16 protein-coding genes and 1 pseudogene are annotated in these 20630 nt (G+C 74.4%); all 17 read right to left on the reverse strand.

Annotated elements, in window-relative coordinates; genetic code table 11:
* A pseudogene (locus ONA70_RS23230) lies at positions 1 to 442 on the reverse strand (sulfotransferase); the annotation flags it as partial.
* A gap of 13 nt (positions 443 to 455) precedes the next feature.
* A complete protein-coding gene (locus ONA70_RS23235; protein ID WP_265008590.1) occupies positions 456 to 1994 on the reverse strand; it encodes a lipopolysaccharide biosynthesis protein in 1539 nt (512 codons plus the stop codon).
* The gene (locus ONA70_RS23240; protein WP_265008591.1) at positions 1991 to 3367 is read right to left on the reverse strand and encodes an O-antigen ligase family protein; all 1377 of its coding nucleotides are present in this window, start codon (positions 3365 to 3367) and stop codon (positions 1991 to 1993) included. Before ONA70_RS23240 ends, ONA70_RS23235 begins: the two co-directional genes overlap by 4 nt.
* A 28-nt stretch (positions 3368 to 3395) precedes the next feature.
* Positions 3396 to 4343, reverse strand: coding sequence for a glycosyltransferase family 2 protein (locus ONA70_RS23245; RefSeq protein WP_265008592.1), 948 nt, complete (start codon positions 4341 to 4343; stop codon positions 3396 to 3398).
* Positions 4336 to 5985, reverse strand: a complete 1650-nt coding sequence (locus ONA70_RS23250; RefSeq protein WP_265008593.1) for a lipopolysaccharide biosynthesis protein — start codon at positions 5983 to 5985, stop codon at positions 4336 to 4338. Before ONA70_RS23250 ends, ONA70_RS23245 begins: the two co-directional genes overlap by 8 nt.
* Before the next feature lie 63 nt (positions 5986 to 6048).
* Entirely contained in the window at positions 6049 to 7992 is a 1944-nt protein-coding gene (locus ONA70_RS23255; protein ID WP_265008594.1) for a delta-60 repeat domain-containing protein, read from the reverse strand.
* A gap of 117 nt (positions 7993 to 8109) precedes the next feature.
* Positions 8110 to 9051 (reverse strand): glycosyltransferase, encoded by a 942-nt coding sequence (locus tag ONA70_RS23260; RefSeq protein WP_265008595.1) that lies wholly within the window; start codon positions 9049 to 9051, stop codon positions 8110 to 8112.
* Between the two features lie 66 nt (positions 9052 to 9117).
* On the reverse strand, positions 9118 to 9951 hold the full coding sequence (locus tag ONA70_RS23265; RefSeq protein ID WP_265008596.1) for a phosphatase PAP2 family protein: 834 nt from the start codon (positions 9949 to 9951) through the stop codon (positions 9118 to 9120).
* Between the two features lie 249 nt (positions 9952 to 10200).
* Positions 10201 to 11433, reverse strand: a complete 1233-nt coding sequence (locus ONA70_RS23270) for a hypothetical protein (protein WP_265008597.1) — start codon at positions 11431 to 11433, stop codon at positions 10201 to 10203.
* A 76-nt stretch (positions 11434 to 11509) separates the two neighbouring features.
* Positions 11510 to 12487 carry a glycoside hydrolase family 16 protein gene (locus tag ONA70_RS23275; RefSeq protein ID WP_265008598.1) on the reverse strand — a complete coding sequence of 326 codons (978 nt, stop codon included), beginning with the start codon at positions 12485 to 12487 and terminating at the stop codon, positions 11510 to 11512.
* A 77-nt stretch (positions 12488 to 12564) separates the two neighbouring features.
* On the reverse strand, positions 12565 to 13374 hold the full coding sequence (locus ONA70_RS23280; protein WP_265008599.1) for a shikimate dehydrogenase: 810 nt from the start codon (positions 13372 to 13374) through the stop codon (positions 12565 to 12567).
* Entirely contained in the window at positions 13371 to 14591 is a 1221-nt protein-coding gene (gene mltG, locus ONA70_RS23285; RefSeq protein WP_265008600.1) for an endolytic transglycosylase MltG, read from the reverse strand. The genes ONA70_RS23280 and mltG overlap by 4 nt, the downstream gene beginning before the upstream one ends.
* On the reverse strand, positions 14588 to 15049 hold the full coding sequence (gene ruvX / locus ONA70_RS23290) for a Holliday junction resolvase RuvX (RefSeq protein WP_265008601.1): 462 nt from the start codon (positions 15047 to 15049) through the stop codon (positions 14588 to 14590). Before ruvX ends, mltG begins: the two co-directional genes overlap by 4 nt.
* 74 nt (positions 15050 to 15123) lie before the next feature.
* A complete protein-coding gene (alaS, locus tag ONA70_RS23295) occupies positions 15124 to 17802 on the reverse strand; it encodes an alanine--tRNA ligase (protein WP_265008602.1) in 2679 nt (892 codons plus the stop codon).
* A complete protein-coding gene (locus ONA70_RS23300; protein WP_265008603.1) occupies positions 17799 to 18104 on the reverse strand; it encodes a hypothetical protein in 306 nt (101 codons plus the stop codon). Before ONA70_RS23300 ends, alaS begins: the two co-directional genes overlap by 4 nt.
* Before the next feature lie 25 nt (positions 18105 to 18129).
* Entirely contained in the window at positions 18130 to 18591 is a 462-nt protein-coding gene (locus ONA70_RS23305; RefSeq protein ID WP_265008604.1) for a DUF948 domain-containing protein, read from the reverse strand.
* Between the two features lie 151 nt (positions 18592 to 18742).
* Complete coding sequence (locus ONA70_RS23310; RefSeq protein ID WP_265008605.1) at positions 18743 to 19360, reverse strand: hypothetical protein; 618 nt, start codon at positions 19358 to 19360, stop codon at positions 18743 to 18745.
* Between the last annotated feature and the right edge of the window lie 1270 nt (positions 19361 to 20630).

Genomic DNA, 20630 nt, shown 5'->3' on the forward strand with positions numbered 1-20630 from the left:
GCCGCACCGGATCGCGCAGCAGCACGATCAGCCGCACCGCCGGGATCAGGTCGGCGACCCGCCCCGGCGCGAGCGGGTGGAACAGGTACAGCGGGGCGGCCTCCCCCACCCGGGTCGGCCCGCCGTGCCGGCGCTCCAGGGCCGCCCGCTGCCGCTGCGTCGGAAAGTGCGACCGGTACCACGCCTCGCCCCGGGCGAAGGTGTCCTCGAAGTAGTGCGAGGTCTTGGTGTTCCAGGCCGGGAAGAGCCGGGGCACCAGCGGGTGCTCCAGCAGGTAGCGCCAGAGCGAGGTGGTGCCGCCGCGCTTGGTGCCGATGATGAGGAAGTCCGGCAGCGGACGCCGGTCGCTGGTGCGTTCCCCGTAGCGGACCAGGGACTCGCGCACCCCGGCCAGCACCGGGGCCGGCACCAGCGCCTTGACCCGGTCCCGCAGCGTCGTCATCGCGTCCTCCTCGTCATCGCGGTCCCCGTCCCAGCGGGGCGGGCACGGCACCGCGCACCCGTCGGCGTACCCCGGGGTGCGGCAGCAGCGCGACGGCGAGCAACGCCGCGACGCCGACGGTGAGGAACAGCCCCGCCACGCCACGGCCGGCCACGGCCGCGCCGACGCAGGCCAGCGCGGCGGTGGCGGCGGCGGCCACCGCCGCGGCCCGCAGCACGGTGCGGGTGACCAGCGGCTCGCCGACCACCCGACAGGCGGCGACGGTGGCGATGACGTTCTCCGCCACGATGCCGGCGGCCCAGGACACGGCCGCGCCGAGCGCGCCGTGCGGCGGGATCAGCACCAGGGCCAGCGCCACGTTCAGCAGCAGCCCGGTGGCGGCGGCCAGCAGGTGCCGCCCGCTGCTGCCGCTCATCAGCAGCAGGGTCTGCACGATGCCGGTGCCGGAGTTGACCAGCATGGCCCCGGCGAGGACCGCCATCGCCGCGCTGCCGGCGGTGAACTCCGCGCCGAACAGCCGCAGGAAGCCCGGCGCGAAGACGGCCAACAGCAGGTACCCGGGCCAGGACAGCGCGATGATCACGGCGGTGATCCGCCGGTAGACCGCGGCCGCCTCGGCGGCGCGGCCCTGCCCGAGCAGCCGGGACAGCTGCGGTGCGACGGACACCCGCAGCCCCTGCATGACCAGCAGGCCCGCGAGGGCGTACCGGCCGACCGCGCCGATCACGCCGGCCTCGGCCTGGTCGGCGAGGGCGGCGGTGAGCAGCACGGTCAGCCACATGCTGCTGGCGTCGATGGTCGCGGACGCGGCCCGGGGCAGGGCGAAGCCCCAGAACGTGCGCCAGTCCGCCCGAACCGGACGCAGGGTCGCCACGGCCGTCAGGCCGAGCGGCCGGACCAGCAGCGCCAGGCAGGCGAGCACGGCCAGGGCCACCGGGCTGAGCCAGCCGACGAAGGCGACGCTCACCCCGGCGCCGGCGGCCAGCGCGGCCGCCACCAGCGCGGGGCGGGCGGCCGGCACCAGGACGTACTGGACGGCCACCAGCGCGGCGACCGGGCGGACCGCCCGCACGGCGGCGAGCAGCACGGTCATCGCCACCACGACCGGCAGCCCGGCGAAGGCCAGCCGAAGCAGGACCCGGCCGTCGGTCGGGCCGGGGTCGAACAGCACCGGGGCTAGCGCCCCGGCGAGCGCGACGCCGGCCGCCGCCACGGCGACGGTGAACAGCAGCGTCGGCGCCAGGGCCACCGGCAGCAGCCGGGCCGCGTCGCCGTGCCGACCGGGGGTACGCCGGGGCAGCGCCCAGACCAGCGCGGTGTCCGCGCCGGCGCAGCAGAGCACGCCCATGATGGCCACCACGCCGATCGCGGTGAACATCGCGCCCGAGCCGGCCGGGCCGAACCCTCGGACGATCACCACCGTCAGCACGAAGCCGAGCAGGCCGTTGACCGCCGCCCCGGCCAGCCCGACGATCCCGCTGCGGGTGCTGCGGCGTACCTCCCGATCGCCGGCTGTGGCGGTGGCCACGGCCGGCGTGCCCGATGCGGTCATGTCGTCCCCTCCGGCCGGGGCACCTCGGTCGCCGACGCGGCCGGGACGGCGGCCCGGCCGAAGCCCCGAGCCCGCCACGGCGTCAGCGGTGCCCGCCGGGACATGCTGGAGGGACCGAGCGCGGCCCGGTTCACCGGCCCGGCGACCGCCGCCAGCCCGGCGCCGACCGCGAAGAAGATCAGCGACAGGTTCGGGTCGATGTAGGCGTAGACCGGGATGACCACCAGCGCGATCACCGGGACGGTGCTCAGCCAGTGCCCGGCCGGCGAGACCGCGGCGGCCAGCCGCCGGGCGACCAGCGCCAGCCAGGCCAGGAAGACCAGCAGCGCCGGGATGCCGTGGCTGTAGAGGATCTGCCAGATCAGCCCCTGGGTGCCCAGCGGCTCCTCGGCCAGCGTGGTGTCCACGCTCTTCGGCGCGCCGTAGCCGAGCAGCGGCGAGCGTGCCACCGCCTGCCAGGTCCGCGCGTACAGGTCCATCCGGTCGATGTTGGTGTCGGTGGTGCTCACCCGGGCGTTGATCATCTCCTGCACCGGGACGACCAGGCTGACGATCCAGACCGCCAGGATCAGCCCGCCGATCGACACGATCAGCCGCGCGTTCCCCCGGACCAGCGCGCGCAGCGCCAGGTAGAGCAGGCCGGCGCCGAGGCCGACGAACATGCCCCGGTTGAGGGTCAGGAACGCCGGCACCACGGACAGCGGCAGCGACACCCACAGCGCCGCCCGGAACCGCCCGGTCCGCACCGACGTCAGGTACGCCAGCACGCAGGGCACCAGCAGCGCGTACGCGGTGCCCCAGTTGTTGGTGTACGGGTACGGCGCGGCGGTGCGGTAGATCGGCGCCCGGGCCAGCGGGTTGAACTCGTTGGCGTGGATGTGGGTCAGCGCCTGGAGGTACCGCTCGCCGGCCACCCCGCCGGGCAGAGCCAGCTCCACCGGCGTGGTCAGGGCGAGGGTGGGCGCCAGCACGGCCAGCCAGCCCAGCGCCACGATGCCCAGCCAGTACCAGCCGAGCGGGCGGAGCACCCGCTCCCAGGAGGTCCCCTCGCGGACCAGGGTGTAGACGTAGACGCAAACCAGCAGGGCGGTCACCAGGAAGCCGTAGCGCAGCCCGAAGGTCAGGTAGGCGGTGGCCCGGTCCAGCCGGGTGGCGCTGAGCAGCACCAGCACGAGGAAGACCAGCCAGCAGCCGGTGCCGGCGGGCAGCGGCACCCGGCCGCGGGTCACCAGCAGGGCGAGCAGGACGGCGCCGAACACCGACCAACCCAGGTAGAACGCGCCGAGCGCCCACCAGAGCGGCACCAGCGCGAACATGACGGTCAGCGGCCAGACGGGCAGCGGCGGCGTACCGGGCGCGGGCCGCGCGGTCACCGGTCGCGTGGCGGTCCCGGACGCTCGGTCAGACACCCCGCCCCGTCCGCTGGGCCAGCCGGAGCACCCGCTCCCCGGACAGCAGACCGAGCACCACCGGCACGGTCACCAGGACCCGCTTCTCCCGGGGGTTGAGCCGGAGCACCCGGCCCAGCTCCCGTACCGCCTCCCGGCGCCGCCGCCCGGAGGCGAGGGCGAAGGCGATCTGCCCGTGCAGCCGGGCCAGTCCGGTCCGGCTGCCGGCCAGTTCCGGATGCTTGTCGATCAGGTACCGGGTGGCCTCGACGATCATCGCCCAGCGGCCGAAGAAGAACGAGCCGCCGTGCCAGTCCACCACCACCAGCACCTCGGGCACGATGACCACCGGCCCGTGCGCGGCGATCCGCAGCAGCCACTCGTAGTCCTCGCCGTAGCCGCCGGGCAGTTCCTCGTCGACCGGGCCCACCGCGTCCCAGGTGGACCGGGGCAGCAGGAGGGTGCTGGAGTGCACCTCCATGATCCGGTCCTCGACGAAGTCGGCGAGGGTCACCTCGGCGGTGTCGAGCTGCCGCTCCTTGGTGATGCCCGGGCCCGCCAGCCGGATCCCGCAGCTGACCGCGGCGGCGTCCGGGCGGGCGGTGAGCAGCTCCACCTGGCGGCGCAGCTTGCCCGGCAGCCAGTGGTCGTCGTCGTCGCAGAAGGCCAGCAGGTCGTGGGCGGCCTCGGCGCCGCCGGTGTTGCGGCCGCCCGGCAGGCCCCGCGAGTGGCTGTTGTGGACGTAGCGCAGTGTCCGGCCAGCCGGCACCGGCAGGTCCAGCGGCCGGATGTCGGTGTGGTCGTAGACGACCAGGCACTCCACCGGGCCGGGGTAGTCCTGGTCGAGCACCGCGCCGACGGCCCGTTCCAGCAGCCCCGGACGGTCCCGGGTAGCCAGCACCACGGTCACCGCCGGGTACGCCTCCCCCGCCCGCCCGTCCGGCCGGCCCTGGTCAGTCACGGTCCCCTCCGGTCAGCACGAATCCGAACGGCTCCACCTCGACCGAGCGCAGCCGTTCCACCAGCCGGATCAACTGCGGCAGCCGGGTCCGGTCCCGGGCGGCCACCAGCACCGCGCGTCCCTCCCGGGCGGCCCGTACGCCCCGTTCGTCGTGCAGCGCGGGTGGCGCGTCGAGCAGGGTGAGGCCGTCGGCCGCCGGCGGGGCGTCGAGTGGGACGAGCCGGACCGTGCCGGAGCCGATCCGCAGCTCCTGCCCGTCGGCCCGGGCGGGGGCGCCGGTCGCGGCGGCACGGTCGGTCGGGCTGGCCCGGGTGTTGTCCTCGGTGGTCGTGGACCGGTAGACCGCGCCGTTCTTCGCGTCCGAGGTCGGGAACGGGCGCGGCTTGCGCACGGCCTGGATGACCGTGGTCCCCTCCGCGTCGCCGCCCCCGGCCGGGGTGGCGGCGGCGCCCGGCGCGGTCGTCGCCATCGGTCGCTGCCGGGGCAGCCTGGCCGGGGCCGGCTCCACCGGTGGGTTGCGGCGCTGGGCGTCGAGCATCAGCGGGCGGATCCGGTCCAGGCTCTCCGGGGTGACCGCGAGCCGCACCTCGTGGCCGCCGCCGGCGAGCACCGCGGCGAGCCCCGCGGTCACCTGCTCACGCCCCTCGTCGGCGGCGGCGGAGAGCACCACCAGCGGGCCGCGCTGCGGGCCGTTCACCCAGCGGGCCAGCGCCAGCGCGAGGTAGCGCAGGTCGGCCTCGTCGGGCTGGCCGCCCCGGATACGGCGGACGGTGCCGAGCAGCGGCGCGCCGATCGCCGACACCGCCTCGGCGGTGGTCCGCAACCGCCGGTCCAGGGACTCCCGGACGAAGGCCACCAGCCCGCCGAACAGCAGACCACCGAGCAGGCCACCGACGATGATCAGCAGGGCGCCGTCCCGGCTGGACGGCACCGGCGTACGGGCGGCGCTGGTGATCGAGCCGGGGCTGAGGTCCGCGGAGGCGATCTTGGAGCGTTGCTCGGCCAGCGTGGCGAGTTGGTCGTTGAGCGCCCGCAACTGGTCCAGCAGGGCGCTGGTGCGCGGCGACGGGTTCTCCGCCGACTGGTTGCCGGGCAGCGACTTCTGCGTCGTGGTGCGCTGGGCGGTCACCACCGCGATGGTGTCGTCGTACGACTTCAGCACCGCCGCGCGCTGGTTCTCGTAGATGCCCCGGCGCAGGTCCAGGTACGCCTGGGCCGCCCCGTTGGCGCCATCGACGGCCTCCCGCTCGCGGTGCGCCGAGTATGCGAAGCGCATCACCTGGCCGCCGACCGGGGTCTCCACCTGGAGTGCGTCGGCCACCTCCTCGGCCTCCCGCCCGGTGATGCCGGCGACCTTGTCGATGACCTCGTTACTGGTCGCGATGCCGCTCTCGGCCGTCATGTTCACCGCCCGGTCGGCGCCGCCGGACGGCACCGAGAACGGGTCGGTGACCACCGGGCGGACCACCACGGCGGTGGTCGCGGTGAAGCTCGCGGGCAGCACGAACAGGTAGACCAGGACCGCCGCCAGCACCGCCGCCGCCGCGGCGAGCATCGTGCGCCACCGTCGCAACGGGATGCGCACCAGCTCGGCGAGGCCGACCGGGTGCTGCCGGGCGGTGGCGACGTCGGTCACGTCCATCAGTCAGGTCCTCGGGCGATGGGAAGTGGGGGAGCCGGCGGACCGCCGGTCCGGGTCGGACGGTCAGGAGGTGGCGAAGAAGAGCGTTTTGCTCGACCAGTTCACCGCGCCCCCGGGCGGCGCGAGCTGGACCGAGGCCGCACCGTCCACCGCCGACCCGTTGAACGGCACGGAACGCAGCGAGCCGTCGGTCCAGCCGTACACGATCTTGCCGTTGACCCAGGCCATACCCCGCACGCTGCCCCAGCTGAGGCCGGTGCTGGGCAGGGTGAACTCGGTGCAGCCGACGATGTAGCCGTCCGGCTCCAGGTATCGGTAGAACAGGCTGTTCGTGCCGGCCTTGGTGAAGTACATCCTGCCGTCGAGGTAGAAGGCGCCGCTCATCGTCGCCGGCTTGAACCAGTCGTTGTAGCCGCTGCTGATCCAGGGCGCGCCGACCGAGCCGCCCGAGAAGATCGACACGTCGAGGTAGCTGCCGTTCGGCGCGCTCGCGTCGGTCTTCGACCAGTAGAGCTTGTTGCCGACCGAGAAGGACGCCCCGGCGGCGGTGAGGTTCGCCTGGGTGGTGCTGACCGGGGTGCCGAGGGTGGTCCCGTTGAACGGCACCTTGGTCGCCTGCCCGTCGGCCGAGGAGACGTAGAGATAGCCGGACGCGGCGGACGGCGCGTTGGTCGCCGCGACCGTGCGGCCGCCGGAGAGCGGGAACAGGCCCATCCGGCCGTGGTACTCGTTGCCCAGGCCGTCGGAGTCGAAGCCGGCATACAGGCCGGTGCTGCCGCGCCACAGCTCCCACATGATCGGGCCCCAGGTGGTGGTGCCCGTCGGGGCGCCCGAGCGGCCCGGGTTCCAGACCAGCGGCAGGCCGTTGATCGGGTCGAGGGCGCCCAGGCCGAACCGGTTGATCGCGCCCGCGCCGGCCGCGTCGTTGCCGTTGGCGTTGTTCAGCCAGCGGAAGTGGCCGCCGACGTAGACCACGTTGTCGGTGACCTCGACCGAGGTCACCGAGTCGGTGCCGGTGTAGTTGACCCAGGTGGCGTCGATGCCGGCGCCCCGGTCGGCGGTCTCGAACCGGGCGACCGCGTCGCAGTACGCCCCGTCGCCCCGGCCACCGTCGGCGATGATGACGAAGTACGTGCCGTCGTCGGAGAAGTCGACGTCCCGGGCGTAGAACGGGAACGTCCAGTTGTAGCAGGGCGCCACGTACCGCTGGGTGCTCCAGTTCGCCACCGCCGGGGTGTCGGCCAGGTCCACCACCACGACCTGGTTGCGGGCCTGGCCGTTGACCTGCGTGAAGTTGCCGACCGCGACGAGCGTGCGGTTGTCCGGCGAGAGCGCGAGGCCCCAGACCAGCTCGCTGCTGTCCCGGGCGACGCTCGCGTCGATCTGGAAGGTCGGGTCGATCGCGCCCGTGGTGGCGTCCAGCCGGGCGAGCAGGGAGTGCTGGGTGCCGTTGACCCAGTGGAACGCGCCGGCGAGGTAGAGCTGGTTGCCGACCACGATGGTGCGCCGGACCAGGCCACCGTCGCTGCGCCCGGCCCAGCTGGTCACGGTCGCGCCGGTGGTCGGGTCCAACTCGACCAGGTTCTTGCGGCTGACCCCGTTCACGGTGGCGAAGGCGCCGCCGACGATGAGCTTGCCGTCGGGGCTGACCGCGAGGGTGTGCGCCGCGCCGTCCAGCACCGGGGTGAAGTCCGCCTTCAGCGCCCCCGTCGACCGGTCGTACGCGAAGAGGTAGTTGCGGGTGGTCCAGCTCGCGTCGGCCGCCGCCTTCACCGAGGTGAACGACCCACCGACGTAGACGGTGCCGCCGATCTCGGCGAACGCCTTGGTGTCACCGTTCTGCGCGTGCGGGATGTTGTCCGCCGGGTTCGCGGAGGTGAGCGTGCTGGTGACCGGCGTGAGGTTCACCGCGCGGGCCGGCGCGGCGAGCAGCCCGACGGCGAGCACCGGCACGGCGAGCGCGGCGAGCCACCGCCGCCACCCCGGTCGTGGCGTTCTGTCAAGCACTGGCGCCCCCAAAGAAGTAGTGAGATCAGGGATATCTTGCTCGGAACGGACATTCGGCACCATCAACCAACCGGTCCGCTCGGTCACCGCTGCCGGACCATCCACTCCGGTCGGTCCTCACGCCGCCCACCGGAACGGCGTGATCGCGCTGGTCGCGGCGACCGTCCAGCAGGCCGCCTCCGCCAGGTCCTCGGCCGTCACGGCGTCCACCTCCCGGGCCAGGACCAGGCCGCGGCGGTCCAACTGCCGGGCCAGTTCGACCTGGTGGTCGTCCACGTGCTCGTCGTACCGCCGGCGGCGCGGCACGTAGACCGCCCGCCGGCCGGCCCGCATGGCGGCCAGCGCCGAGCCCACCCCGGCGTGGGTCACCACCACATCCGCCTCCCGCATCGCCTGCTGCATCTCCGCGTACGGGACCTGGGCGCGGGCGCCGGCCGGCATCCGGGGGACCCGGGTCGACCCGACCTGCCAGAGCACCTCCGCCTCCGGCGGCAGCACCTCGACCAGGCGGGCCAGCAGCCGGGGAAAGCCGAACCGCCCGTGAGTGCCCAGGGCGACGACGACCCGGGACACCGGCCGAGGACGGGCCGACCGGCTGGCCCGGTAGCCGTCGAAGACGGTGCCGCCGTAGCGCCACCGCCGGTCGGCCCAGCCCGGGTACTGGGTGTAGAGCCGGGCCCGGGGCAGCCGGGCGACCAGCCGGCCGGTGAGCGACGGCCCCTCGGTGCGGGTCGCGCTCTCGATGTAGTGGCAGTCCAGCCCGCGGCGGGCGGCCGGGACGAAGAAGGACATGGCGACGCTGGCGCCGGTGCTGACCACCCGGGTGAACCGCCCGCCGCGCAGCACCCGGCGCGCGGCGAGCAGGTCGCGGATCGCGCCGACGATGTCCCGGGTGGTCGCGGGCGGGACGTGGATGACCTCCTGACCGTCCAGCAGGGACCGGCTCTGCGGGCAGTCGAAGGTCGCCCAGACGCAGTCGCCGGGCAGCCCCAGGCGGGGGTGCAGGTCGTACAACTCGGCGAGGTGCCCGCCGGTGGAGGCGACGAGAAGGTTCGTCACGTCGTTGCCCGACTTCCGTTCGAGGGTGGCAGAGGGCGGTCTTCCGCGGTGGCGCGGGTCGGGGCATCAGGTGCCGACGGTCACCTGCTCCCGATGGGCGGGGACGGCGCGGTCGACCGGAGGCCGGACCCGGCCCTCGGCGACCAGGACGGTGAGCACCAGGACGCCGGTGAGCAGGGCGCCGAAGATCCAGCCCCCGACCACGTCGGTGAACCAGTGCTTCTCGGCGTAGACGCGGGTGTAGCCCTCGACGGAGACCAGCACGGCCAGCGCGGTGACCAGACCGATCCGGATCCGGCGGGGAATCCGCCAGGTGAGCGCGACGAGCACCAGCACGGTGCCGAAGGTCGTCAGCACCCGGGCACAGCCGCCGGACGGATAGGTGCCCAGGTCCGTCGGGGGGTGGCCGCGGTCCACCACCCGCTTGAGAACCTCCTGGGTGTACTGCTCGACGACGAACTGCAGCGGCAGCGCGACCAGCGGCAGCCACCAGCGTCGGCGACGCCGGGCGAGGGCCAGCGCGACGGCGGCGACCACGGTGACCCACGCGAGCGGGTACCGGTCGCCGATCGCGGTGACGAAGGAGTTGATCCCGGCCCACGGCTCGACCCGCCGGGCATGCACGTGGTCGAAGACCGGGTGGTCGACGTGGGGTTCGAGCCGGGACAGCGCCTCGCCGAGGGGCCAACAGAGGGCGACCACCGCGGCGGAGCCGGCGAGCAGCACCGTGCCGGCGGCGCCGAGCCGGCCGAACGCGGCGGTGAGTCCGGCGACGGCGACGCGCAGCCGGTCGGCCGCCCGGCTCGCCGCCACGGCCGGCGCCCAGCGGCTGGCCAGCCACGGGACGAGAGCGGCCGGCACGAGCCCGGCGAGGACCGCGCAGGCATAGAGGAGAATCATCGACCCTCACCGCCCGTCCCGGGCTGGTGGCGCGCCGCACTCATCGGCTCCCATGCTCTGCCAGCCACCGGCTGGACCTCCCCGCACCTTGGAGTCCCGGGCGTGCCCCCACGCCTCCCGGGCCGGATCACACCCGCCAGCGTCGACGGATAGTAGTCAAGCGGTGACCCTACCCGAGCGCCCTTGCGGTGGGTAGTGGCGAAGACACCGTCAGGTGTCTTGTCAGGCGTCGCCTCTCCGACAGTCGGCCTACCGGCGGGCCGTCCCCAACCGGTCGGCGAGCAGGTGCAGCAGCGCGGGATGCAGCTTGTCGCTCCAGCCGCCGCCCGCGGCGAGTTCGGCGGTACGCAGCCACAGCTCGACGAGATAGGCGTCCCCGACGAGACGCCGGCGGGCCGGATCGAGGCCGAGGCTCTCGCCGTACCGGTCCAGCGCCGCGGCCATCCCGCTGGCCGCTTCGGGCACCGGCCGCCCGCGCAACGACAGGGCACTCTGGAACGCCTGGTGGGCGAGGTCGAAGCCGACCGGCCGTCCGGGGCCGCTGTTCTCCCAGTCCCAGGCGTGCAGGCGTCCCCGGTGGACGCCCAGGTTCCACGGCACCCAGTCGCCGTGCCAGTGGCCGAACTCCAGTGTGGTCGTACCGTGCCGGTCGGCGAGGGCGGCCAGCGCGGGGACGACCGGCCCGCCGGCCCGGTCGGCGCGGGCCGCGAGGTCGGCCAGGAACGGGGAGCCGGCGAGCGGGCGGGGCGGGGTCGGCGGGCCGCCGCGCCGGGCGATGGCGAGCATCGCCGCCAACTCCGGCCGGTCCGGCCGGGACAGCCGGCGCACCCCGGCGGGCATCGGCTCGACCAGGGTCACCGCCAGGTCCCCCCAGCCGAGCTCGCGCAGCAGGCGGGGCACCGCGGGCAGGTCGCCCACGTCGCGCGGCTGCTCGCGCAGCGCGTCGGCCTCCGCCCGAACCATCGCCCGGGTCGCGTCGTTCCAACCCACCTTCGCGTACGCCCACGCGACGCCCCGGTCGTCGAAGAGCTGCAACGTCGGCTTATGGTGCGGGTCGGGCGGACGGATGCCGATCGCGGCGTGCAACGGCCGCCCCTCGGCCCCGGCCAGATACGCGATGAGCAGCACCTCGGCGGGGTCGACGCCGCCCGGGGCCGCCACGTTGAGCACCGGCAGCCGGGCCAGCCGGGTGGCCCCCAGCCCGGCCAGCACGCCGACGGCGAGCCGGTTGGCCCGCACCCGGGGCGGCCGCAGCGCGTTGTACGCCAGCGTCGACGCCGCCCCAACCCGGCGGGACGCCAGGGGCAGCAGGAACTTCGCCCGCTCCACCGAGGGCACCACCGCGTACCGGGCGACCGTCCGGTGACCCGGCGGCGGGGTGGCGGCACCCGGGGCGACCCCGAGCCACAGCCGCTCGTCGCCGAAGATCGCCCGGCTCACCCAGCCGATGCCGTCGCGCCGGCCGCGCGGATCCTCCACCACGTCGCGCCCCTCCCCTGCCCCGGTCGCGCCCCGTGACGGTCACGATAGGAGCCACGGGCCACGGGCCGCCGAACGGTCAGCGCTGCCAGACGCGGACGTGGTCGACCCGGAAGTCGGCAGGGAAGGCGGTGGCCGCGTCGGGCGCCCCGAGCCACCCGCCGACCTGGAAGTTCAGCCGGAGGTTGAACGGCTTGTCGAAGGCCTCGTCGAACCACGGGGTGGTGCGCCGGTCCCGCTGCCAGACCAGCCGGCCGTCGACGTACCAGCGGAGCACGCCGGGCTCCCACTCTGTCGTGTACGTGTGGAAGCCGTCGGCCGGGTAGCCGCTCGGGAACTCCCAGCGCTGGTCCTGCTTGACCGGGCGGTAGTCGTAGAACACCGCCTGGGTGGCGGCCCGGTGGTGGGCCGTCCCGCCGGGCAGCTCGACGACGTCGATCTCACCCTTGCCGCCGTCGTCGGGCCGCAGCCAGAACGCCGGCCACAGGCCCTGCGAGTCGGTCGGCCCGTTGGGCGACTCGGCCCGGATCTCGAACCGGCCGTAGCGGAACGAGGCCTTGCCGATGGTGTCCAGGTAGCCCTCGGTGTACTGCCGCGGCTGCCCCGCGCACACGGTGCTCCTCCGTTGCGCCCGCAGGGTGAGCACCCCACCGCCGACCAGCACGTTCGCCGGGTCGTCCACGTTGCACCCGAGGTCGACGTCGCGCGGCTCACCGTCGCGCACGTTCCACTTCGACCGGTCGACCGCCGTGCCGTCGAACTCGTCCGACCAGACCAGCCGCCAGCCGGGCACCCGGGTGCCGGGCCGGTCGGCCGGGGGTGGCGGGGCGGGCGGCGCCACGGGGCCGGCGTGCCCCGGCCGGACGGCGGCGGACGTGGGGACCGCCGTGACGGTGGTGTCCGCAGTGGCGGTCACCACGGTCGGCGCCATCTCGCCGGCGACCCGGGGCAGCAGCACGGCCGTGGCGGCGATCAGAATCACCACCAGCACGACGAGCAGCACCGGCCGGCGCCCGGCGACCGGCCGGTCGGGCGGCGACGGCGGATGCCCGGTCACAGAGCCCCCTGGGGTCGGCGACGAGTTCCGTCAGCAGCGTATCGACCGGGGGCAGCTCCCCGCCCGACCGTGGCGGCTCAGGCGCGCGCCGCCGCCAGCGCCGCGCGCATCGCCTCGACCGGCGCCGGCACCCCGGTGAACTGCGCGAACTGCCCGACCGCCTGGGCCAGCAGCAGGTCCAGCCCGGAGATCACCCGGCAGCCGGCGGCGAGCGCCGAGGCCGCAAGCGGCGTGGGCCAGGGGTCGTACAGGGCGTCGAAGAAGACCGACCCCGGCCGCCAGTCGAAGTTGTCGGCGAGGGGGTCGGCCACCCCCTTCGGCACGGTCGAGATCACCAGGTCCGCGCGGGCGTGCGCCGGGGCCCCGTCCCAGTCGGCCCCGGCGAGCGGCACGCCGGCCGCCGCGGCCACCGGGCGCAACTCGTCGATCGCCTCGGGCCGACGGGCCACCACGGTAACCTCGGCCGCGCCGATCCGGGCCGCCGCCGCGACGGCGGCCCGGGCGGTGCCGCCCGCGCCGAGCACGGTCACCACGGCGCCCGCCGCGCAGCCTGCGGCGCCGAGCACGTCGACCATGCCGGTCACGTCGGTGTTGTCGGCGTACCAGGTGCCGTCGGGGCGGCGTACCAGGGTGTTGGCGGCGCCGACGGCGGCGGCGACCGGCGAGACCTCGTCGGCCAGCGCGAGCGCCGCCTCCTTGCCCGGCATGGTCACCGACAGCCCGGCCCACTCCGGGCCGAGGCCCGCGACCAGGCCGGCCAGCTCGTCGGCCGCGCACTCGATCCGGGTGTACGACCAGCCGGCCAGCCCGGCCGCCGCGTACCCGGCCTCGTGGATGACCGGGGAGAGCGAATGGGCGATCGGCTTGCCCACGACGGCGGCTCTCAAAATCGGCAGTTCTCCCCGGTCGACACCTTGTTCTTGCACATGGTCTTCCTGAGCTGGAGGTACTCGGCGTCGTTGGAGCCGTAACCCATCGTGCCCTGTTTGTCGATGGTCATGAAGTAGATCCAGTCGCCCTGCGGCGGGTCCAGCGCGCCCTTGAGCGCGCCCTCGCCCGGGTTGCTGATCGGGGTGATCGGCAGACCCGCCACATCGTGCGTGTTGTACGGGTTCTTCGGGTCGTTGATCTCGCTTTGCAGCAGGTCGTTCGAGTCCTTCGGGTCCTTGCCCTGCAGCCGGAACCAGTAGTTGATGCCGCTGTCGATGCCGAGGCAGTTGCAGCCGATCTTGCCGCCGTAGACCCGGTTGTAGATCACCCGGGAGACCTTCGGGAAGTCCTTCGGGTCGACCGCCTCGGCCTGGGCGATGGAGGCGGTGATCAGCGCCTCGTACGGGGAGATCTTGCGCTCCTTCTGCACCCGGTCGACAAAATTGATCTCCTTGGTGACCCGGAGGAACTCGTCCACCATCATCGACAGGATCTGCTCGGCGGTGGCCTTCGGCGGGATCTCGTAGGTGGACGGGTAGAGGAAGCCCTCGATGCTCTTCGGGCCGCCCTTCTTGCCGTCCTGCCGGTTGAACCAGAAGGCCGGCACACCCAGCGCGACCGGGTCCTTCGCCGCCGCCTGGAACTCCTTGACCGGGATCTTGGTCTGCTTGGAGAGAATCGCGTAGATGTTCAGGCTGATGGTGCCCTCGGGGATGGTCACCCCGCTGACCACCCGGCTCTTCGGGTCCAGCAGCAGGTTGACCGCGTCGGCGGCCTTCATCTGCTTGCGGACCTTGTACCGGCCGACCTGGATGTTCTTGCTGCGGGAGTTGGCGTCGGCGGCCTCGATGAACGCCTTCGTGCTCTTCACCACACCCGCGTCGTAGAGGGTGTCACCGATGTCGGTGAGGGTGTCGCCGGCCTTCACCTCGACCAGCGCCTCACCGGTGCCGGGGCCGGCGTAGTCGGGGGTGACGAAATGGTTCCGGATCCGGTCGAAGCCGATGTACGCGCCGCCGCCGATGCCGCCCAGCAGCACGAGCGCCATCAGGAGGGCGAAGACCGTCTTGCCCCGGCCCGACCTGCCCGTGCGCTTGCGCACCGCGCCACGCCGGTGCCGGCCCTTCTCCCCCCTCTCCGCGTCGTCGAACACCAGGTCCAGATCGTCGATCATTGCGTCCGCCTCCGCTGTGCGTCCAGCCAGCTCTGCAGAATCTCCACCGCGGCGGCCTGGTCGACCACCGCCCGTTGGCGCTTTCCCCGGACGCCCCGTTCGGCCAGCCTACGACTCGCGACCACGGTCGACATCCTCTCGTCCGTCAGCGTCACCGGAATCGTCCCCATTACATCGGCCAACCGGGCAGCGTACGCCGAGACGTTCGTCGCCGCCGGACCGTGCTTTCCGGCGAGGTTGACCGGCAGGCCGACGACGATCTCGACCGCCTCGTGCTCGGCGGCCAGCCGGACCAGCTCGGCCATGTCGGTGGGCACGACGTCCGGAGCCGCGGCCAGGTCGCGGGCGAGGGTGACCAGCGGGGTGGCCAGGATGCCGTGCGGATCGGACCGGGCGACCCCGACCCGGACCTGCCCGACATCGACCCCGAGACGCACCCCGCGGGGCGGTTCAGCCATCTACCGGACACTTCCCCTCAGGTACGGGCCAGGGCGGACCGGATGGTCCGCCCTGGCGTCGATCGGTCCGGCCATCACGCCTCGGCGATCGCCTTCTCCACGGTCAGCAGCAGGTTCGGCGCCTCCGCGGCGGGCAGGCCGCCGCCCTGGGCGAGGTCGTCGCTGCCGCCGCCCCGTCCGGAGAAGGCGGCCTTCACCAGGTCCTTGGCGGTCAGCCCGCGGCCCCGGGCGGCCGGGTTGACCGCCACCACGAGGGACGCCTTGCCGTTCGACCGGGCGGCCACCGCGACCACCGCCGGGCGGGCCGGGTCGATCCGGCCCCGGATCTCCTGGGCCAGGGTCCGCACGTCGTTGCCGGCCGCGCCCTCGGGCGCCTCGGTGCCCACGTACGCGACGCCCCGCACGTCCTTGGCCTGCGCGGCCAGGGTCGCGGCGCCGCCCAGCACCAGCTGGGCGCGGAGCTTCTCCAGCTCCTTCTCGGCGTCCCGGAGCTGGGTGACGGTCTGCTCCACCCGGTCGCCGACCTGGTCGCCGGGAACCCGGAACAGCTCGGCCAGCCGGGACACCAGCAGGTGCTCGCGGGCCAGGAAGCCGAACGCGTCCATGCCGACCAGGGCCTCGATCCGGCGCACGCCGGAACCCACCGACGCCTCGGAGAGGATCTTCACCAGGCCGAGCTGGGCCGAGCGGGCCACGTGCGTGCCGCCGCACAGCTCGCGGGCGTAGTCGCCGACCTCGACGACCCGGACCCGCTCGCCGTACTTCTCGCCGAACAGCGCCATGGCGCCGATCCGGCGGGCCTCCTCCTGGCTGGTGATGAAGGCGTGCACCTCCAGGTCGGCCAGGAGCACCTCGTTGACCTGCTGCTCGACGTCGTGCAGCACGCTCGGCGCCACCCCGGTCGGGGTGTTGAAGTCGAACCGCAGCCGGCCCGGCGCGTTCAGCGAACCCGCCTGGGTCGCCGACTCGCCGAGGAAGTTGCGCATGGTCTGGTGCACCAGGTGGGTGGCGGTGTGCGAGCGGGAGATCGCGCGCCGCCGGGACACGTCGATCTCGGCGTACCCGGTCTCCCCGGCCCGCACCTCGCCCCGGACCACCCGGGCCCGGTGCACGATCAGGCCGGGCACCGGCTGCTGCACGTCGAAGACCTCGAGCTGGCCGCCGCCGACCGTGATGAGGCCCTGGTCGGGCTGCTGGCCGCCGCCCTCGGCGTAGAACGGGGTGGTGTCGAGCACCAGCTCGACGGTGTCGCCCTCGACCGCCGCGCCGACCTCGGCGCCGCCGGCGAGCAGCGCCCGCACCCGGGACTCCCGGTTCAGCTCGGTGTAGCCGGTGAACTCCACCGGGCCGCCGCCGTCGAGCACCGACCGGTACGCCGACACGTCGGTGTGGCCGGTCTTGCGCGCCTGCGCGTCCGCCTTGGCCCGGCTGCGCTGGTCGGCCATCAGCCGGCGGAAGCCCTCCGCGTCCACCTGCAGGCCCTGCTCGGCCGCGATCTCCAGAGTCAGGTCGATCGGGAAGCCGTACGTGTCGTGCAGCTGGAACGCCTTGTCGCCGGAGATCGACGTCTGCCCGGCCGCCCTGGTGTCCGCGATCGCGGTGTCCAGGATGGTGGTGCCGGCCCGCAGGGTGGCGAGGAAGGCGTCCTCCTCGGCGTACGCGTACTGCGAGATCCGGCCGAAGTCCTCGGCCAGCTCCGGGTACGACGGGGCCATGCAGTCCCGGGCCACCGGGAGCAACTCGGGCAGCGCCCGGTCCTGGTAGCCGAGGAGGCGGACCGCCCGGATGGCCCGCCGCATGATCCGGCGCAGCACGTAGCCGCGGCCCTCGTTCGACGGGGTCACCCCGTCGCCGATCAGCATCAGCGCGGTGCGCACGTGGTCGGCGATCACCCGCAGCCGCACGTCGTCCGGGTGCGACTGGTTGGCCGCGTGACCGGAGTGCGCGCCGTACCGCTTGCCGGTCAGCTCGGCGGCCTTGTCCAGGATCGGCCGGACCTCGTCGATCTCGTAGAGGTTGTCGACGCCCTGCAGCAGGGAGGCCATCCGCTCCAGGCCCATGCCGGTGTCGATGTTCTTCGCCGGCAGGTCACCGAGGATCGGGAAGTCCTCCTTGCCGACGCCCGGGCCCCGCTCGAACTGCATGAAGACGAGGTTCCAGAACTCCAGGTAGCGGTCCTCGTCGACCTCCGGGCCGCCCTCCCGGCCGTACTCCGGGCCCCGGTCGTAGTAGAGCTCGGAGCACGGGCCGCACGGGCCGGGGATGCCCATCGACCAGAAGTTGTCCGCCTTGCCGCGCCGCACGATCCGCTCGGCCGGCACGCCGGTCCGCCGCCAGATGTCGTACGCCTCGTCGTCGTCGAGGTAGACCGTCGCCCAGATCCGCTCCGGGTCCAGCCCGAAACCGCCCGCCTCGACCGGCTTGGTGGCCAGGTCCCAGGCGAACGGGATCGCCCCCTCCTTGAAGTAGTCGCCGAAGGAGAAGTTGCCGTTCATCTGGAAGAACGTGCCGTGCCGGCTGGTCTTGCCGACCTCGTCGATGTCCGGCGTGCGGATGCACTTCTGGACGCTGACCGCGCGCGGGTACGGCGGCTTCTGCTGGCCCAGGAAGTAGGGGACGAACTGCACCATGCCGGCGTTGACGAACAGCAGGTTCGGGTCGCTGATGGCGGGCAGCGGAGCGGACGGCACCACGGCGTGGCCGTTCGCCTCGAAGTGGGCGAGGTACCGCCGCTTGATCTCCGCCGTCTTCATCGCTGGTGCTCCTCCGGGAAAATCTCTCGATCACCGATGCGCGGGGCCTCCCGCAACTCGGCGAACTGGTCGTCGTACAACTCGCCGTGGGCGAAGGCCTCGTGGATCTCCTGCTCACGCTCGGCCATCCCGGTCCGGACGTCCTCGACGAAGCTACGGACCGACTCGACGAGGCCCCCCGCGGATTCGGACAGACCGCTGGCGATGCCGGCCGGCGTGTACGCCTGCGCGGTGCGGGTGGCCTTGCGCACCACCAGCACACCCACGGCCAGCCCGATGCCGAGCCAGAACAACCGCCTCATGTTCACATCCTCCCGCTCGGCCGGGTCACCGGTTCGCGCGCTTCTCGGCGCGGCGCCGCTGCTTGATGATGTCGCGAGCCTCGCGCTCGTCCTCCGCGTGCCGGCGGGCGGCGGCGGCCTTGCGTACGCCGTAGCCGAACGCGGCGACCTTGACCAGCGGGTTCGCGGCGGCGGCGGAGACCACGGCGGCCAGGTTCGCCACGTTGGCGGTGACGTTCTGCGCGTGGGTGGTCATGGTGTCCACCTTGGCGAGCTGGAGGTTGACCCCGTCGAGAGAGGTCTGCACCTGCTCCAGTGCGGTGTTGACGTTCTTCACCGTCGTGTTGACGTCGCCGAGCAGGGGGGTGGTGCGGTCGTTCAGCTCGGTGATCATGCGGGTCGTCGCGTCGACGGTGTGCCGCAGCCGCAGGATCGGCACCGCCAGCACGAGCACCAGCATCAGGAACGCGCCGGCCGCGATCAGCGCAGCGATCTCTCCACCACTCACGCGCATGTCCTCCTCAAGCAGTGTCCCGGAGCCCGACGCCCCGGCACGCGCGACCGTCCTACCCGGTTCAGGCTCCGCCGACCCGTCGCCGGCCGGCGGACGTGAACCGGCCCGCCAGCCCCAGACCCTACCGTCCGTGATGGAGCGCTGCTCATGACGGTGAGGGTGTCACCTCGCCCAGCGGATCGTCGGTCAGGGTCGGGTACGGATCCTCACCGGTGAGTGACGGATCGGTGCTCGGCTGTGGTCCGGTCCGTTCGTCATCGATCGCGTTGCGGACCTTCACCGACACCAACGACCCGGTGCACTTCTCCGCTGCGGGCGCGGGCGCCGGGGACGGCGCGGGCGACCCGTTGACCGGCGGCGGTACGCAGGTGGGGTCGCGTACCCAGAGGTCGAGGGTGAGTTCGTCCCGCCGCCAGCAGGTGTAGCTGCCGGCGACCTTCTGCTCCGGGCAGCGGCCGACCTTCCAGCGTCGCCAGCCGTCGCCGGCCAGGGCCTGTTCGTAGGCCTGGGCGGTCTCCTTCCAGGCCTTCTGCGACTCGACGGTCCGCTCCCGCAACCGGCAGTCCTGCAGGCACCAGCGGTTGCCGCTGACGTTGTCCACGGTCTTCGTCGCCGCCCAGGACGGCACGTCGAGCTGGTCCAGGGTGTCGAAGACCGGGTCGTGGCTGAGCGTACGCAGCCCGAAGTAGAGCGGGACCGCACCCAGCAGCACCAGGCTGACCACGGCGAGGATGCCCATCCGCAGCCGCCGCCGCTCGCGCATCTGCCGGCGCAGCTCGGACCGGGCGCCTTGCAGGCCACCGGCGGTGGCCGCGTCCCCCGCCGGCCCGTCGCCCGCGCCGGGTCGCGCCCCGACGTGCTCCCCGGGCGGGACGGCCGCGGCCGCCCGGGCCACCGCCGGCCCACCGGCCGGGGGTACGGCGGCCGCGCCGACCGGACCCGGCCGGGCGGACTCCGGTCCGGACGGGGTGGCCCGGCCGGCCGCCCGGTCGTCGGGTGCTCCGGGTCGGGCCACCGCGGCGGCCGCCCGCGCCGTCGCCGGTCCACCGGTACGCGCACCCGGCTCGCCGCCCGGCTGCGGCGTGCGCCCGTCGTCGCCCGGCGTACGCGGCGACACCGGGCCCTCCGGGCCGGGCCGGGCCGTCCCGCGGGTCGGTCCGCCGTCCCGCGGGCCACCGACGGCCGGCGCGCGACCGCGGGTGTCGCCGACCACGGCGGCGCCCCGGGCATCCGCACCGGCCGGTCCGCGACCGCTCGGTCCCCCGCCGGCGGGCCCGCCACCGCGCGGGTCGCCGGCCGGTACGCCATCACCCCGGCCGGTACCACGCGGGGCACCGCCGGTCGGGGTCGAGCCGCCGGGGCGGGCGGCGCCCCGGGCGGGACCGGACCGGTCGGCCTGCACCGGCGGCGTGGCGGCCGCAGCCGCCCGTCCGGTCGGGGCCCGGTCGGGCCCGGCCGGCCGGCCGGGGGTCGGCTCCCCCACCGGGGAACCGGTGGGCCGGACGACCACCGGCATGGCGGGATCGGTGTGCGAGGTGCGTCCGGCCTGGCGGAGCCAGTCGGCCGGCCGCTCCGGGCGCGGCGAGCGTGGCTCGTCGCTGTCGTCACGGGCCCGGCGCGGTGCCGGGGTGTCCCCGCCGGATCGGCGCCCGTCGGGCGCCTCGCCCGTCCGGCTGGCGGAGGTCGCCGGGTCCTCGGCCGCGCGCCGGCCGCCCGCGCGCGTCGACGTGTCGTCCGGAGCCGCCCGCCGACTGGGCGGCGGCACGGTGTCGTCGGCGACGGCCCGGCGGCCGGCGCGCGTGGCGGGCTCCTCGGCCGCCCGACGGCCGGGCGGCGGCACGGTGTCGGCCGGAGCGGCCCGCCGACCCGTGGCGGACGGGGCCTGGTCGGGCACCGCCCGGCGACCGGCCGAGGTGGCGTCGTCGGGGGCGGCACGGCGACCGGTCGCGCTGGGTGCGCCGTCGGGGGCCGCCCGGCGACCGACCGGCGCGTCCGGCACGGTGTGTAGCCCGGCGGACGCGGCCGGACCATCG

Origin of the sequence: Micromonospora yasonensis, assembly GCF_026013475.1 — a bacterium.
Classification (GTDB): Bacteria; Actinomycetota; Actinomycetes; order Mycobacteriales; family Micromonosporaceae; genus Micromonospora; species Micromonospora yasonensis.

Coding starts and splice junctions, on each gene's coding strand:
- ONA70_RS23235 (WP_265008590.1), bottom strand. CDS start 1,994: ATGACCGCATCGGGCACGCCGGCCGTGGCCACCGCCACAGCCGGCGAT.
- ONA70_RS23250 (WP_265008593.1), bottom strand. CDS start 5,985: ATGGACGTGACCGACGTCGCCACCGCCCGGCAGCACCCGGTCGGCCTC.
- ONA70_RS23265 (WP_265008596.1), bottom strand. CDS start 9,951: ATGATTCTCCTCTATGCCTGCGCGGTCCTCGCCGGGCTCGTGCCGGCC.
- mltG (WP_265008600.1), bottom strand. CDS start 14,591: ATGATCGACGATCTGGACCTGGTGTTCGACGACGCGGAGAGGGGGGAG.
- ruvX (WP_265008601.1), bottom strand. CDS start 15,049: ATGGCTGAACCGCCCCGCGGGGTGCGTCTCGGGGTCGATGTCGGGCAG.
- alaS (WP_265008602.1), bottom strand. CDS start 17,802: ATGAAGACGGCGGAGATCAAGCGGCGGTACCTCGCCCACTTCGAGGCG.
- ONA70_RS23300 (WP_265008603.1), bottom strand. CDS start 18,104: ATGAGGCGGTTGTTCTGGCTCGGCATCGGGCTGGCCGTGGGTGTGCTG.
- ONA70_RS23310 (WP_265008605.1), bottom strand. CDS start 19,360: ATGCGCGAGCGGCGGCGGCTGCGGATGGGCATCCTCGCCGTGGTCAGC.